At 60.1% G+C, this 15,189-nt stretch carries 15 protein-coding genes; 6 read left to right on the top strand and 9 right to left on the bottom strand.

Annotated elements, in window-relative coordinates:
- Positions 1–156: 156 nt before the first annotated feature.
- Positions 157–1,386 carry a phosphoglycerate dehydrogenase gene (serA, locus tag B7L09_RS18895; RefSeq protein WP_094470120.1) on the top strand — a complete coding sequence of 410 codons (1,230 nt, stop codon included), beginning with the start codon at positions 157–159 and terminating at the stop codon, positions 1,384–1,386.
- 73 nt (positions 1,387–1,459) lie between these two features.
- Here serA and B7L09_RS18890 read toward each other — a convergent pair whose 3' ends face one another.
- Positions 1,460–1,885, bottom strand: a complete 426-nt coding sequence (locus B7L09_RS18890) for a DUF4399 domain-containing protein (protein ID WP_094470119.1) — start codon at positions 1,883–1,885, stop codon at positions 1,460–1,462.
- A 135-nt stretch (positions 1,886–2,020) separates the two neighbouring features.
- On the opposite strand from B7L09_RS18890, the gene B7L09_RS18885 reads away from it, so the two are divergent.
- Positions 2,021–2,647 (top strand): transporter substrate-binding domain-containing protein, encoded by a 627-nt coding sequence (locus B7L09_RS18885; protein ID WP_094470118.1) that lies wholly within the window; start codon positions 2,021–2,023, stop codon positions 2,645–2,647.
- Positions 2,648–2,655: 8 nt separating this feature from the next.
- Here B7L09_RS18885 and B7L09_RS18880 read toward each other — a convergent pair whose 3' ends face one another.
- Both B7L09_RS18880 and B7L09_RS18875 read right to left on the bottom strand, forming a co-directional pair.
- The gene (locus B7L09_RS18880) at positions 2,656–3,141 is read right to left on the bottom strand and encodes a 2-thiouracil desulfurase family protein (protein ID WP_094470117.1); all 486 of its coding nucleotides are present in this window, start codon (positions 3,139–3,141) and stop codon (positions 2,656–2,658) included.
- A 2-nt stretch (positions 3,142–3,143) separates the two neighbouring features.
- On the bottom strand, positions 3,144–3,776 hold the full coding sequence (locus B7L09_RS18875) for a 2OG-Fe(II) oxygenase (protein ID WP_094470116.1): 633 nt from the start codon (positions 3,774–3,776) through the stop codon (positions 3,144–3,146).
- Positions 3,777–3,899: 123 nt separating this feature from the next.
- Here B7L09_RS18875 and B7L09_RS18870 point away from each other — a divergent pair, with 123 nt between their 5' ends.
- The gene (locus B7L09_RS18870) at positions 3,900–4,652 is read left to right on the top strand and encodes a DUF2059 domain-containing protein (protein WP_094470115.1); all 753 of its coding nucleotides are present in this window, start codon (positions 3,900–3,902) and stop codon (positions 4,650–4,652) included.
- Positions 4,653–4,711: 59 nt separating this feature from the next.
- On the opposite strand, the gene bipL is transcribed toward B7L09_RS18870, so the two are convergent.
- A complete protein-coding gene (gene bipL / locus B7L09_RS18865) occupies positions 4,712–5,659 on the bottom strand; it encodes a phospholipase BipL (protein ID WP_094470114.1) in 948 nt (315 codons plus the stop codon).
- 97 nt (positions 5,660–5,756) lie between these two features.
- Between bipL and B7L09_RS18860 the strand changes: the two genes are divergently transcribed.
- Both B7L09_RS18860 and B7L09_RS18855 read left to right on the top strand, forming a co-directional pair.
- Entirely contained in the window at positions 5,757–6,335 is a 579-nt protein-coding gene (locus B7L09_RS18860; RefSeq protein ID WP_094470113.1) for a DUF6436 domain-containing protein, read from the top strand.
- Between the two features lie 102 nt (positions 6,336–6,437).
- Entirely contained in the window at positions 6,438–8,849 is a 2,412-nt protein-coding gene (locus tag B7L09_RS18855) for a penicillin acylase family protein (RefSeq protein WP_094470123.1), read from the top strand.
- Between the two features lie 105 nt (positions 8,850–8,954).
- Here B7L09_RS18855 and B7L09_RS18850 read toward each other — a convergent pair whose 3' ends face one another.
- Positions 8,955–9,920, bottom strand: a complete 966-nt coding sequence (locus B7L09_RS18850; protein WP_094470112.1) for a GlxA family transcriptional regulator — start codon at positions 9,918–9,920, stop codon at positions 8,955–8,957.
- A gap of 336 nt (positions 9,921–10,256) precedes the next feature.
- Between B7L09_RS18850 and B7L09_RS18840 the strand changes: the two genes are divergently transcribed.
- Complete coding sequence (locus B7L09_RS18840) at positions 10,257–10,898, top strand: HD domain-containing protein (RefSeq protein ID WP_094470110.1); 642 nt, start codon at positions 10,257–10,259, stop codon at positions 10,896–10,898.
- Between the two features lie 139 nt (positions 10,899–11,037).
- On the opposite strand, the gene B7L09_RS18835 is transcribed toward B7L09_RS18840, so the two are convergent.
- From B7L09_RS18835 to B7L09_RS18820, 4 genes are all read right to left on the bottom strand, one after another.
- Positions 11,038–11,928, bottom strand: a complete 891-nt coding sequence (locus tag B7L09_RS18835; protein ID WP_094470109.1) for an ABC transporter permease subunit — start codon at positions 11,926–11,928, stop codon at positions 11,038–11,040.
- On the bottom strand, positions 11,925–12,845 hold the full coding sequence (locus B7L09_RS18830; protein ID WP_094470108.1) for an ABC transporter permease subunit: 921 nt from the start codon (positions 12,843–12,845) through the stop codon (positions 11,925–11,927). The genes B7L09_RS18835 and B7L09_RS18830 overlap by 4 nt, the downstream gene beginning before the upstream one ends.
- Entirely contained in the window at positions 12,842–13,984 is a 1,143-nt protein-coding gene (locus tag B7L09_RS18825) for an ABC transporter ATP-binding protein (RefSeq protein WP_094470107.1), read from the bottom strand. The genes B7L09_RS18830 and B7L09_RS18825 overlap by 4 nt, the downstream gene beginning before the upstream one ends.
- A gap of 73 nt (positions 13,985–14,057) precedes the next feature.
- The gene (locus tag B7L09_RS18820) at positions 14,058–15,155 is read right to left on the bottom strand and encodes a polyamine ABC transporter substrate-binding protein (RefSeq protein WP_094470106.1); all 1,098 of its coding nucleotides are present in this window, start codon (positions 15,153–15,155) and stop codon (positions 14,058–14,060) included.
- Positions 15,156–15,189: the final 34 nt, after the last annotated feature.

The following is a 15,189-nucleotide window of genomic DNA, read 5'->3' as shown; positions in this document are numbered from 1 at the left end:
GGCGCGTATGCTAGCATACCGCCCCCGCAGGACAGAGCCCAAGGGCGTTTCTGCGGTGACGGCTTTCCTGCCGTCCGGGTCAGCTCTTGTGCACTGGTTCAGGGCACTAACTGCTCGATTCCCTGCCATTTTTCTCCGGGATACAGGTTTACGCAGATGAGCAAGACTTCTCTCGATAAGAGCAAGATCAAGTTCCTTCTTCTGGAAGGCGTCCACCCATCGGCTGTCGACGTACTGAAAGCCGCTGGGTACTCCAGCATTGAGTACATCACCAGTTCTCTGCCGGAAGCCCAGTTAAAGGAAAAGATCGCCGACGCGCACTTTATCGGCATTCGCTCCCGCACTCAGCTGACCGAAGAGATCTTCGACCACGCCAAGAAGTTGGTGGCTGTAGGGTGTTTCTGCATCGGCACCAACCAGGTCGACCTCAACGCAGCGCGCGAGCGCGGCATCGCGGTGTTCAACGCACCGTACTCCAACACCCGTTCCGTTGCGGAGCTGGTGCTGGCCGAGGCTATCCTGCTGTTGCGCGGCATCCCTGAGAAGAACGCTTCCTGCCACCGTGGCGGCTGGATCAAGAGCGCGGCCAACTCCTTCGAAATTCGCGGCAAAAAGCTGGGTATCGTCGGTTACGGCTCGATCGGCACGCAGTTGTCGGTGCTGGCCGAAGGCCTGGGCATGCAGGTGTTCTTCTACGACACCCTGACCAAACTGCCGCTGGGCAACGCCACTCAGGTGTCGAGCCTGACTGAGCTGCTGGGTATGTCCGACATCGTCACCCTGCACGTTCCGGAAACCGCTGAGACCCAGTGGATGATCGGCGAGAAGGAAATCCGCGCGATCAAGAAAGGCGGCATCCTGATCAACGCTGCACGCGGCACCGTGGTCGAACTGGACGCCCTGGCTGACGCGATCAAGGACAAGCACCTGATCGGCGCCGCGATCGACGTGTTCCCGGTGGAGCCACGCTCCAACGACGACATCTTCGAAAGCCCGCTGCGTGGCCTGGACAACGTGATCCTGACCCCGCACATCGGCGGCTCCACCGCTGAAGCCCAAGCCAACATCGGCCTGGAAGTGTCGGAGAAACTGGTCAAGTACAGCGACAACGGTACGTCGGTGTCCTCGGTCAACTTCCCGGAAGTGGCCCTGCCGGCTCACCCTGGCAAGCACCGTTTGCTGCACATCCACCAGAACATCCCTGGCGTGATGATGGAGATCAACAAGGTCTTCGCGGAAAACGGCATCAACATTTCCGGTCAGTTCCTGCAGACCAACGAGAAAGTCGGCTACGTGGTAATCGACGTAGACGCCGAGTACTCGGAAATGGCCCAAGAGAAGCTGCAGCACATCAACGGCACCATTCGTTGCCGCGTGTTGTTCTGAGAGTGACTTGAGTGACAAAAAAGGAGCCCTTCGGGGCTCCTTTTTCATGTTCGCGGTTCTTTATTCCGAGCAGTTACTTCACGTTGACGGTGATCTCCTTCGACACGATTGGCGGGTCGAAGGCCATATGGTTCATGTCGCCCAGCTCCAACTGCAAGGTGTGCTTGCCAGGTGTAAGCGTCAGCTCGGTTTCTGTCTGCGCCTTGCCGAAATGAACGTGATTGGCATCTGCCGGGATGACCGCCCCTGCAGCCACGACATTCTTGGCATCAATCAGCAAATGGTGGTGGCCGGTGTTCTTGGTGGTATCGCCCGCTGGCGCCAGCGAAACATTCTCGACAGCGAATTTAACCTTGAACGTTTGCGGGACAGTCCCACCATCTTCAGGAGAAACGATGGACACTTCGGCACCCTTGGGGGCCGGTGTTGCAGCACTGGCCAGCACCGAAACGCCCATCAATAGGCCAGCCAATGCTGCTCGTGACATAAACGTTTTCATTCTCTTCTCCAGTTTTTCCGTAAATTCCGCGTGGCCGAGACAACTTCACGGCCATTCGTTGTCGAAGGACCTCGACAACCATAGCAAAGCGAGCCTGAACCAGCGCATCGCGATAATGAATTCAAAGGAGTGACCATGCGTTTTTTGCCTGGCCTGATCTGTCTGTTACCCCTTCTGAGCCCTTTGGCTCATGCCGAACTGATTGACGATGTAAACGACCGTGGCGAATTGCGCATTGCTCTTGAGGCTAATACGCCGCCGTTCAACTTCAAGGATGACGGCAAACTCACCGGCTTCGAAGTTGAATTGGGTCAACTGCTGGCCAACGAACTGGACGTGCGCGCCGACTTTGTCGTGACCGACTCCAGCGATCTGTTGCCCGGTGTTGAAACCGGCAAGTACGACGTCGCCATCAACCACATAGCAATGACCCCGGAACTGAAGGATCGTTTCGACTTCACCGAGCCGTACCTTCACACCAATGCGCAATTGATCGCGCAGACAGAAGAGCCGCGTTCGATCCTGTTGGTGCAGTCGCTGACGGAAGAAAAGCCGAAAACCGCCCCGGTTGTGGACCTGGCGATTCCGTTTCAGAAAGGTAACCCGGCGTTTCACGCCAGCCTGGAGAACGCGTTGCAGCGGATCAAGGCGGATGGACGACTGGAGGCTCTGGAGCAGAAGTGGCTCAAGGCAGACACGAGTGTGGCGCCCAAACCGCAAGACACTGATGACCTGAAGNAGCCCGCTCCCACAGTGTTTTGAGTTGCTCTTCAGTCTTGTGCGGCCAAGGCTGCCGCCGCTTCGGCCAGTTCCAACTCACTGAAGACCTGCACGCCATTACGCTTGAGCAACGCCGCCGTCACTCCTTCACCACGGACCTTCACACCGCTGAAGCTGCCGTCATACGTCAACAGATTCCCGCACGAAGGGCTGTTGGCCTTGAGCACCGCAATCCTGATGCCATGCTTTTGCACCAGTTCCAACGCCTGATAAGCCCCCGAAAGAAACTCGGCGCTGACGTCCTCACCCTCGGTGGTAATGACAGAGGCGTGGCCATCCAGCACTTCGCCACCCTGCCCGCCCGGAATTTCCGCTGCGGCCCTGGGTGTTGGTAAACCACCGGCAACCTCCGGGCACAACGGCACCACGCGACCTTCATCTAGCCACTGCTGCAGCTGATCGAACGGCCCGCTCGCCCCGCCGTCGTAACGCACGCGGTGGCCCAGCAGGCAGCGGCTTACCAGAATCTTTTGCATGATCAGAACGGCTCGTTACCACGACGCCGGAACCAGCCCGTCAATGACAGGCGATCCCGGGTCGCAGGCAGGACTTCGTGAGGCACCTCTCCCGACAGAAACACCACCAGGCATCCGCCAGTGGGCACCACATCGTGTTCGACACCGTCCTTGAGGTACATGCGCAACTGGCCTCCGTGCTCGGGCAGCCAGGCGTCATTGAGGTAGATCACCGCCGAGACCATGCGCCGGTCGTCATCCCGAAAACGATCGACATGCTTGAGGTAAAACGCACCGGGCGGGTACAGGGCGAAATGGCTTTCGAAATCTTCCAGGCCCAGGTACAACCCGCGATTCATCGCCTCGCGCAGGCTGTCCATCAAGCTCAGGTAACTGTCGCACGCCAGTGCCTGGCCGGGCTCGATCCACTGGATGTGGTCGCCACGGATCCCCTCGCGAATCTCCGACGTCGGCCCGCGCCCCACGGCTGCGGGCGCCAATTCACCCTCGGCTGCACGTTTACGGCACTCAGCCGCCAGTTCCAGGGTCAGAGCCTGGGGCAGGAAGCCGTTCTGCTGCGACCAGCCNCGCTCGGCCAGGTCGTCGACGATACGTAACAGCAGCGGATGATCAGAGGATATTTGCATGGCGCGCATAGTATTCCTGTGCCTGCAAATCCGACAGAGCCGCGCGGCGGAGGATTTGTCGGATTACTGATACGAATTCTCGACAAGTACGAAAGCCGCACGGAGAATAGTCGCCTGCTGACAGGAGTCCCTATGCGCCGTTTGCTTTTTTCATTGCTGATGTTCTGCGTTTTGCCCGCTTGGGCAGACGGCCATGACCAGTTATACAAGGTCGCCGGCTGGGCCGATCAACGTGCGCATTTCAATGACGCCCTCAGTGCAGCCCAACAGCGCTACCGCAACAGCCTGCCACCGGCGGTGTACCAGGCGTTGGTGGACAACAGCAACACACGTTTTGCGGCCCAGGCCATGGACCAGCGTGCCGAAGCGCAACTGCGCAAAAACCTGGCGGACCCGAAACCNGCACTGACATTCTTTCAATCGCCCCTGGGCAAAAAAATCGTCGCTGCCGAACTGCTGGCGACCCGTCGCGATCAGTTGGCGAAAAATGCCAAGGGCCTGCCGAAGATTCAGGCCAGCGACAGCCGCATNCTGATCATCGGGCATCTGGCCCAGGCCCTGCCCGCCCGTGAAGCGGGGGCGGAAGTCAGCCTGGCGATTGCCGGGGTTGCCGCCGACAGCCTGAGTTCGATGATCCCCGGTTTGCTCGGGGGTGGTCAGGCGCAAGGGATGCTGAACGGACAGCGCCAGCGTTTGATGGATCAGATTGGTACCGATCTGAACAACACACTGTTGTATGTGTATCGCGATCTGTCGGATGAAGAACTGGAAGAGTTCGCCACGTTTGCCGAGTCCACCGAGGGCAAGGCGTATTACCAGGCGGCGTTGGCGGCGATTCGGGCGGGACTGGCGGTGGGGCAGGATCCGGCGAGCCTCAGCCAGTAATCTTCAGCGCCCGATACACCGCCTTCGCGAGCAAGCTCGCGATGAGGCCTTAATGATCGCTAAAGATTCCTGCCTTTAATTCGCTTCGTCAAAAACCCGAAATACTCCTCCCGCATCGCCAGAGTTTCATTCGCCAGATGATGCCGAGCCTCCGGCAGCATCAGCACCTGGGGCCGATCAAACTTGGCCTTCAACACCTCAAGGTTATGCTCCCAATCCACCGTCATGTCCGCCTGCCCCTGCACAATCAGCGGTCGCCGTGGACTGTTCGGTGCCGCCTCGATTCGCTTGATCCACCGCGCCAACGCACCGACCCAGGCCGTTGGCAGTCGCAGCGGTTGCAACGGATCGGCTTGCAGGAACGGCAAGAAATCAGGGTCGTTGGAGTTCTCGCTGAAACGCCGGGCGATGGCTTTCACAAAAGGCTTGAGCAGGTAATAACTGAGCTGCGACCAGCCCCAGGCGCGCGGCCGAACCAGCGGTGACAGCAAAATCACCTGACCTTGGGCCGGACTGTTCGCGCCCTGGTTGAGCACATGATCGATCACGATCGCCCCGCCGGTACTCTGCCCGCACAAGTGCCATGGCTGTGGAAGATCCAGCGATTGCGCCTCGGCAAACAACCCTTGCAGCGTGTACTGATACTCGGCGAAATCCTTGATGCTCGCCCGTTCGCCGCTGGACAGACCATGCCCCGGCAAGTCGCAGGCAATCACCGCGAAGCCCTGATCCAGCGCCCACTCGATCACATGTCGGTAGAGCCCGGTGTGGTCGTAGAAGCCGTGGAACAGAAACAGCGTCGCCTTCGCTCGTTCAGGCCACCAGACCTGGCTGACCACTTCATAGCCATCGACCTCAAAACGCCCTAACCCGCTGCGCTGCGTTCGGCCTGGAAAATCCAGACCGTAGAACCGCTGATAGGCCAGCGCCTCCACCGAAAGCGGCTGCCACTCGGCCAGTGGCCGCAGGCTGGCGCGCAAATGATCGGGGTCGAAAGTGGCAGACATGAGCTATTCCAGAGCGCTAAACAGACTTTATGGGCCTGCGATATTCATCTGTCGTGACAAGCATGGCAAGCTAGCCGTCCTTCGAGGATTGAAACCCATGCGTCCGGCCTACCGCACCACACTGCTTGCCAGCCTGCTCGCCCTCGTGTGTGCCGGCGTCTTGTGGGCGGCCTATGACTGGTTTCAGGGGCGCTACCTGCGCGCCTTCAGTTCGCACACTGCGGTATTTTCCGGCGATCCGCTGCGCCTGCCCGACGAACTCGCCGGCCCNGGCCCGATTCGCCTGGTGCACTTCTGGGACCCGGCCTGCCCGTGCAACGTCGGCAACCAGCAACACCTGGGCGAGCTCATCGAGCAGTACGTACCGCAGGGCGTGGAGTTTTACGCGGTCCAAAAACCCGGCAGCCACGGTCAGTTGCCCAACACCTTGAGCCGCCTGAAAACCATCACCGTTCTCCCGGGTTCCGAACAGATCCCCGCCAGCCCGGCGGTGGCGATCTGGGACCGCAGCGGCAAACTGGCGTATTTCGGCCCGTACAGCGAAGGCCTGACCTGCAATTCGAACAACAGCTTCATCGAGCCCATCCTGCAAGCACTCAGCGAAGGTCGAACGGTGGGCGCCACCCATACGCTAGCGGTCGGTTGCTACTGCCCTTGGCCGGAGGAAGTGAAGTAAGGCAATCCTGACTTTTCCAGGACCGCGATGCCCGGCACAGGAGGTCTGTGCTACATGTTTGCAGCCCGCACGGGCGGCAATCCCGAAGAACAAGGAGTCACCATGAAACGCGTCCTGACCGTACTGGTATTGCTGATCGTCACGCTCGTCATCGGGGTCGGCGGGTACGTGTACATCAAGCAGCCGACGCGCCAGGGCCAGGTGGAGTTGCAGCATCTTCAGGGCTCGGTGACCGTGCGCTACGACGAGCGCGGCGTGCCGCACATCCGCGCCGAAAACGAGACCGACCTCTACCGCACCCTTGGCTATGTGCAGGCCCAGGACCGGTTGTTCCAGATGGAAGCCATGCGCCGCCTCGCCCGGGGTGAGCTGGCTGAAATCCTCGGACCGAAACTGGTCGACACCGACAAACTGTTCCGCAGCCTGCGCATCCGTGAACGCGCCGAGAGTTACGTGGCCGCGCTGGATCGTCAGTCACCTGCGTGGAAGGCGCTTGAAGCCTATCTGGATGGGATCAATCAATATCAGGACACCCACGCGGCGCCCATGGAGTTCGACGTGCTGGGCATCCACAAGCGCCCTTTCACCGCCGAAGACAGCATCAGCGTCGCCGGGTACATGGCCTACAGCTTTGCCGCCGCGTTTCGTACCGAGCCGCTGCTGACTTACGTACGCGACCAATTGGGCGGCGAGTACCTGAATGTTTTCGAACTCGAATGGCAGCCCAAAGGTGTATTGGCCAAGACGCGCTCAGTATCCGGCCCCGCCCTCGCCGCCGGAGACTGGAAAGACCTGAACGCCCTCGCCCGTCTGAGCGAACAGGCCCTGGCCGACAACGGCCTGCCGCAATTCGAAGGCAGCAATGCCTGGGTGATCTCCGGTAGCCGCAGCAAAAGTACCAAGCCGCTGCTGGCCGGTGACCCGCACATTCGCTTCTCGGTGCCGTCGGTGTGGTACGAGGCGCAACTGTCGGCGCCGGGCTTCGAGCTCTATGGCCATCATCAGGCGTTGGTGCCGGTGGCGTTCCTGGGGCACAACCTGGATTTCGGCTGGAGCCTGACCATGTTCCAGAACGATGACCTCGACCTGATCGCCGAAAAGGTCAACCCCGACAACCCCAACCAGGTCTGGTACCACGGCCAATGGGTCAACATGACCAGCAGCGAGCAACAGATCGCGGTGAAGGGCCAGGCACCGGTGACCCTCACTCTGCGCCAGTCGCCCCACGGCCCGATCATCAATGATGTACTCGGCGAGAATGCCGGCAACACGCCGATTGCCATGTGGTGGGCATTCCTCGATACCGAGAATCCGATCCTCGAAGGTTTCTACCAGCTCAACCGCGCCGATACCCTGGCCAAGGTGCGCGCCGCGGCGGCCAAGGTTCAGGCGCCAGGCCTGAACATCGTTTACGCCAACGCCAAGGGTGACATCGGCTGGTGGGCCTCGGCGCTGCTGCCCAAACGCGCGGCCGGGGTAAAGCCCGGTTTCATCCTCGACGGCAGCACCAATCAGGCGGACAAGGAAGGCTTCTACCCGTTCAGCGCCAACCCGCAGGAAGAGAACCCGGCGCGCGGCTACATCGTCTCGGCGAACTTTCAGCCCGTGTCGCCGACCGGCATGGAGATTCCGGGGTACTACAACCTTGCCGACCGCGGCCAGCAACTCAATCGTCAGCTCAGCGACAAGAGCGTGAAATGGGACAACGAGGCCAACCAGAAGCTGCAACTGGGCACCACCACCGCCTACGGACCCCGTCTGTTGGCGCCGCTGTTGCCGGTACTGCGTGAAGTGGTGAGCGATCCCGCCGAACTCAAACTGGTCGAGCAACTGGCGCAATGGAAAGGCGATTACCCGCTGGATTCCACCAGCGCCACGCTGTTCAACCAGTTCCTGTTCAACCTGGCCGACGCGACGATGCACGATGAGCTGGGCAATGATTTTTTCGAGACCTTGCTCTCGACTCGCGTGATCGATGCTGCGCTACCCCGCCTGGCCGAGACGGCCGATTCGCCGTGGTGGGACAACCGCAACACCCTCGGCAAGGAAACCCGCGCCGACACGGTCAAGGTGGCCTGGCAAGCAAGCATCGCCCATCTCAAGACCGCCCTTGGCGCTGACTTCGCGCACTGGCAGTGGGGCAAGGCGCACACCCTGACCCATGGTCATCCGTTGGGCGTGCAGAAGCCGCTGGACCGGATCTTCAATGTCGGCCCGTTCGCGGCGCCCGGCACCCATGAAGTGCCAAACAACCTCTCGTCCAAGATCGGCCCGGCACCGTGGCCGGTAACTTATGGCCCGTCGACCCGACGTCTGGTGGACTTTGCCGACCCGGCCCACNGCCTGACCATCAACCCGGTAGGCCAGAGCGGCGTGCCGTTCGACAGCCATTACGACGACCAGGCTGAGGCGTATGTCGAAGGGATTTACTACGAGGCGCATTTCAATGACGAAGAAGTCACGGCCAATACGCGCAGTACGTTGAAGTTTTTGCCGGCGCGGGCTGCTCAGTAGATTTTTGTTGTCAGGGCTGACGCCATCGCGGGCAAGCCCGCTCCCACACACTGTGGGAGCGGGCTTGCCCGCGAAGAGGCCCTCAAGGACAACATAAATACAGGCTCAAACCATCGCCGCAAAGTTCTGCCTGAACTGCTGCGGTGTCACTCCCAATCGGCGATTGAACACCGTGCGCATGTGCTGGGCATCGCGAAACCCGCATTGATAGGCCACGGTCTTGAGCGGCGAATGGGTGCTTTCAAGCAGCACCCGCGCCGCGTCCACCCTCGCCCGTTCGACGAATTCCGCCGGGGTGATTTTCGCTTCCTTGGCGAACACCCGGGAAAAGTTGCGGGCGCTCATGTTGGCGGCGTTGGCCAGATCGGCAATGGTCAGGTCGCCGGTCAGGTTGGCCAGCACGTAAAGCTGCACCAACGCCACCGCCGAGGTGGACTCTGCATGAGGTGTGAGGAACGGGCTGAACTGTGACTGCCCGCCCGAACGCTGGGTGAATACCACCAGGCGCTTGGCCACGCTCAACGCTACTTCCGGGCCATGGTCCTGGGCCAGGAGGTACAGCGACAAATCGATACCTGCCGTCACCCCGGCCGAGGTGTAGAGTTCGCCGTCCTGCACGTACAGGCGATCAGCATCGACCTGAGTGGAGGGACACATCCTCGCCAACGCCGCGGCATCGTCCCAGTGGGTGGTGACGGTCCGTCCCTCGAGCAATCCGGCCCGGGCCAGCATGAACGCGCCGTTGCAAATCGAGCCAAACCGTTGCGCCCGAGCACAGGCATCGCGCAACCAGCCATCGAAGGCCGCGCCAAACTCCAGGAACGGCAACTGCGGCCCGCCGGCCACCAGCAGCAAGTCATAAGCCTCCAGCGCTTCGCTGAAATGCCGATGGGCATTGAGCGACAAACCGTTGGAGCACGCCATCATCCCGCGCTCGACGCCGATGACCTCCAAGCGGTAATGGTCATGCGGTTCGAGGAAACGATTGGCTTCGGAAAACACATCCATGGGACCGGTGACGTCCAACGACTGGACACCGGCGAACACTACGATGGCAACGGTTTTTTGCATGGTTCGATTGCCTCTACGGATCACACTGACCTGTGGCGAGGGAGCTTGCTCCCGCTGGAGTGCGCAGCACTCCCATTCCTGTCACCACTGTTTGCCTGGTGTAATTGAGTTGGAGGTTTTGGGGCCGCTTCGCAGCCCAGCGGGAGCAAGCTCCCTCGCCACAAAAGCGTATTCGCCGGGAGCAACCCTAGCCAATCCGGGCGCAACAAGCGAGGTTGGCGCGATTTGCATGCTCATTGGCCGGGATCGCAGCCATGGATCGATTGTCCGCTCCGGGAGTCGGGAACAGACTTGTTCCATCAGCGCCGCCACGGCGTTCCCCACGAGGAAAGCACCATGAGCAGCATCATTGCCGGTATCAAAATCCCCGACAGCGCGTTGGCCAAGGCCACCACNGAATACATTCGCGACGCCGAGTCCGATTTGCTTTACCACCACTCGCGCCGGGTGTTTCTGTTCGGCGCCTTGAGCGGTGAGCGCAAGCAGTTGGCCTACGATCCGGAAATGCTCTACGTCGGCGCCATGTTCCATGACCTGGGCCTGGTGGAAGGTCATCGCACGGACAACGAGCGCTTCGAAGTCGATAGCGCCAACGCCGCCAAAGCGTTCCTCAAGCCGTATGGGTTGTCGGATGACGACATCGAGCAAGTGTGGCTGTCCATCGCCCTGCACACCACGCCGGGCGTGCCGCAGCATCTGCGCCCGACCGTGGCATTGGTAACTGCTGGTGTGGAAATGGACGTGCTGGGTATCGATTACGCCGCGTTTCCCACGGTGCAGCGCGAAGCGGTGGTGCATGCGCATCCACGGGGCGAAGGGTTCAAGGAATGCATCCTGTGTGCGTTCGCCAATGGCTTCAAACACAAACCGGACACCACGTTCGGCACGGTGAACGCGGATGTGCTGGTGGACAGCGAGCCGGGGTTCAAGCCGATGAACTTCGTCGAGATCATCCGCAAATCCCCTTGGGTTTCCTGACCACCAAAAAACCTGTGGGAGCGGGCTTGCTCGCGATGGCGTCATCACAGTCAACATTGATGTTGAATGTAAGTCCGCTATCGCGAGCAAGCTCGCTCCCACAGGGTGCCAGGTTGGCCACGCATTTGTGGCCAACGCTTTAAGCCGCTTCCGGCGCCGGGGCGCGACGCACGTCCGGTTGTTTCCAGGAGTCGGCCGCGCTTTCTTCGATGGCCTGCTGAATCGCACGCTTGCGCGCTTCTTCAGCACGGCGGCTGAAGAACCACACCAGGAAGGTCACCAGCGACACCGCCAGCAGAATCAGGCTGGCCACGGCGTTGATCTCGGGTTTAACCCCAAGACGTACCGCCGAGAACACTTCCATCGGCAAGGTGGTTGAACCCGGGCCCGACACGAAGCTGGCAAGTACCAGGTCATCCAGGGACAGCGCGAACGACATCATGCCGCCCGCCGCCAACGACGGCGCGATCATCGGGATAGTGATCAGGAAGAACACCTTCCACGGCCGCGCGCCCAGGTCCATGGCCGCTTCTTCAATCGACAGGTCCAGCTCACGCAAGCGCGCCGACACCACCACTGCCACATACGCGGCACAGAACGTGGTGTGGGCGATCCAGATGGTGACGATGCCACGTTCCTGGGGCCAGCCGATCATCTGCGCCATGGCCACGAACAGCAGCAACAGCGACAGACCGGTGATCACTTCGGGCATCACCANCGGCGCCGTCACCAGGCCGCCAAACAGCGTGCGGCCCTTGAACTGGCTGATGCGCGTCAGCACGAAAGCTGCCAGTGTACCCAGCGCCACCGCAGCCACCGCCGTGTAGCAGGCGATTTCCAGGGAGCGCGCCACCGAGCCCATCAACTGGGTGTTGTCCAGCAGGCCCACGTACCACTTGATCGACCAACCGCCCCACACCGTCACCAGTTTGGATTCGTTGAACGAGTAGATCACCAGGATCAGCATCGGCAGGTAGATGAACAACAACCCCGCCACCAGCATGAAGCTTGAGAAACTGACGCGCTTCATANNTTGCCCTCCATCTCTTTGGCTTGGCTGCGGTTGAACAGGATGATCGGCACGATCAGGATCGCCAGCATCACCACCGCCAGGGCAGAGGCCACAGGCCAGTCACGGTTGTTGAAGAATTCTTGCCACAACACTTTACCGATCATCAGGGTTTCCGGACCGCCGAGCAGTTCCGGGATCACGAACTCGCCCACTACCGGAATGAACACCAGCATGCAGCCGGCGATGATGCCGTTCTTGGACAGCGGCACAGTGATTTTCCAGAAGCTGTTGAAGGTGCTCGAGCCCAGGTCGGACGCGGCTTCCAGCAGGCTCTGGTCGTGTTTGACCAGGTTGGCGTACAGCGGCAGGATCATGAACGGCAGGTACGAATAGACCACGCCGATGTACACCGCGATATTGGTGTTGAGGATCTGCAGCGGCTCGTTGATCAAGCCGATGGACATCAGGAAGCTATTGAGCAACCCGTTGTTGCTGAGGATGCCCATCCACGCATACACGCGGATCAGGATCGCGGTCCAGGTCGGCATCATGATCAGCAGCACCAGCACGGTCTGCATTTCTTTGCGCGCGCTGGCAATGGCATAGGCCATCGGGTAGCCGATCAACAGGCACAGAATCGTGCTGAAAAACGCCATCTTCAGCGAGCCCAGGTACGCGGCGATGTACAACTCGTCGCCGGCCAGCATCGCGTAGTTGCCGAGGTTGAGCAGCACCTGCAGCTTCTGGTCAACGAAATTGTAGATCTCGGTGTACGGCGGAATGGCTACGTCGGCTTCGGCGAAGCTGATCTTCAGGACGATGAAGAACGGCAGCATGAAGAACAGGAACAGCCAGATGAACGGAACCCCGATGACCAGTTGCCGGCCACCGGGTGTTATTCGATTGAGCTGGCGTTTGAACTTCTTCATGTTCATGAGCGAAGTACCACGCCGCTGTCGTCTTCCCAGCACACGTAAACCTGGTCACCCCAGGTTGGGCGCTGGCCACGGCGNTCGGCGTTGGCGACGAAGGACTGCACCAGCTTGCCGCTCGGCAGTTCCACATAGAACACCGAGTGGCCGCCCAGGTAGGCGATGTCATGCACCTTGCCGCTGGACCAGTTGTGCTCGCAGGTCGGCATNTTCGGAGTCACCAGCAGTTTCTCCGGACGGATCGCGTAGGTCACGGATTTGTCCTGCACCGAGGTGCTGATGCCGTGGCCCACGTAGATCTTCCGGTCGAGGTCCTTGCAGGTGATGATCGCGTGGCCTTCGGCGTCATCGATCACTTCGCCGTCAAAGATGTTGACGTTGCCGATGAACTCGCACACCAGACGGCTGGTAGGCGTTTCGTAGATGTCGATCGGGCTGCCGATCTGGGCGATCCAGCCCAGGTGCATGATCGCAATGCGCTCGGCCATGGTCATGGCCTCTTCCTGATCGTGGGTCACCATGACGCAGGTCACGCCGACGCGCTCGATGATCTCTACCAGTTCCAGTTGCATCTGCGAACGCAGCTTCTTGTCGAGTGCGCCCATCGGCTCGTCGAGCAGCAGCAGTTTCGGGCGCTTGGCCAGGGAACGCGCCAAGGCCACACGCTGACGCTGACCACCGGACAACTGGTGCGGCTTGCGCTTGGCGTACTGGCTCATCTGCACCAGCTTGAGCATCTCGGCCACGCGGGCGTCGACTTCAGCCTTGGGGATCTTGTCCTGTTGCAGGCCGAACGCAATGTTCTGCGCCACGGTCATGTGCGGGAACAAGGCGTAGGACTGGAACATCATGTTGATCGGCCGCTCGTAGGGCGGCATATCGGTAATGTCCACACCATCGAGGTAAATGCGACCTTCCGTTGGGCGCTCGAAGCCTGCGAGCATGCGCAGCAAGGTGGATTTGCCCGAACCTGATCCGCCGAGCAAGGCGAAGATCTCGCCTTTCTTGATTTCCAGGGACACATCGTCCACGGCGATCGTCTCGTCGAACTTCTTCGTGACCCGGTCGATTTTGACCAGCACCTTTTTCGGTGTCTGGTCGCCCTCGAGGGCTTTCTTATAGGCGCCGGAGGCAACTGCCATTTACGAAACTCCCAGAAAAAAAGAGTGCAGTTCGCTCAAGGTGAGCCAACCTTGGATAGTTTGAGCCTTGAAGCTATTTACCCGACTTGACCTTGGTCCAGCTGCGGGTCATCAAACGTTGAATGTTTGGTGGTAACTCGACGGACACGTAGGTCTTGTCGAGGACGGCTTGCGGTGGATAAACCGACTCGTCGGTGCGGATGGACTGCTCCATCAATTTGTCCGAGCCAGGGTTGGGGTTCGCATAGCCAACAGAATCACTGACTTGTGCGATCACCTCGGGTTTCAACAAATAGTTGATGAAGGCGTGAGCCTCTTTGACGTTGGTCGCATCCTTGGGGATCGCCAGCACGTCAAACCAGAGGTTGCCGCCTTCTTTCGGAATCGAGTAGGCGATGTTCATGCCCTTGCCGGCTTCTTCCGCACGGGCCTTGGCCTGGAACATGTCACCGGAGAAACCGATGGCGATGCAGATGTCGCCATTGGCGAGGTCCGCGATGTACTTGGACGAATGGAAGTACGTCACGTACGGACGCACCGCGAGCAACTTGGCGGTGGCCTTTTCGTAGTCCTTGGGATCTGTGCTGTTGGCGTTGAGGCCCATGTAGTTGAGGACAGTGGGCATCATTTCATCAGCGGAATCGAGGAATGCGACACCGCAAGCGTGCAGCTTCTTGATGTTCTCCGGTTCGAACACCGCGCTCCAGGAATCGATCTTGTCGACACCCAGCACTTCCTTGATCTTGTCGACGTTGTAACCGATGCCGTTGGTGCCCCACAGATACGGCACGGCGTATTGGTTACCCGGGTCGTTCTTTTCCAGACGCTTGAGCAGCGCCGGGTCCAGATTGGAATAGTTAGTCAGCAACGACTTGTCGAGCTTCTGAAACGCCCCGGCTTTGATTTGCTTGCCGAGGAAGTGGTTGGACGGCACGACCACGTCATAACCGGTACGCCCGGCGAGCAACTTGCCTTCCAGGGTTTCGTTGGAGTCAAACACGTCGTANACCGGTTTGATGCCGGTCTCNTTCTGGAAGTCGGCCAGGGTGGTCGCGCCGATGTAGTCCGACCAGTTATAAATATGCACAGTGCCGGCGGCCTGGACACTGACAGCGAGTGTCAGCCCGGCGCCGACCAGCATGGCATTGCGCAACAAAGAAAAAATAGGCAAGTGGAGGTCCTCTAAAATTAGTTGGGCCCAAGTT

Source organism: Pseudomonas mandelii, assembly GCF_002251635.1.
In the GTDB taxonomy this organism is placed as follows: domain Bacteria; phylum Pseudomonadota; class Gammaproteobacteria; order Pseudomonadales; family Pseudomonadaceae; genus Aquipseudomonas; species Aquipseudomonas mandelii_B.
The sequence above is the reverse complement of the archived record's forward strand: the minus strand, read 5'-3'. Positions and strand labels throughout refer to the sequence as shown.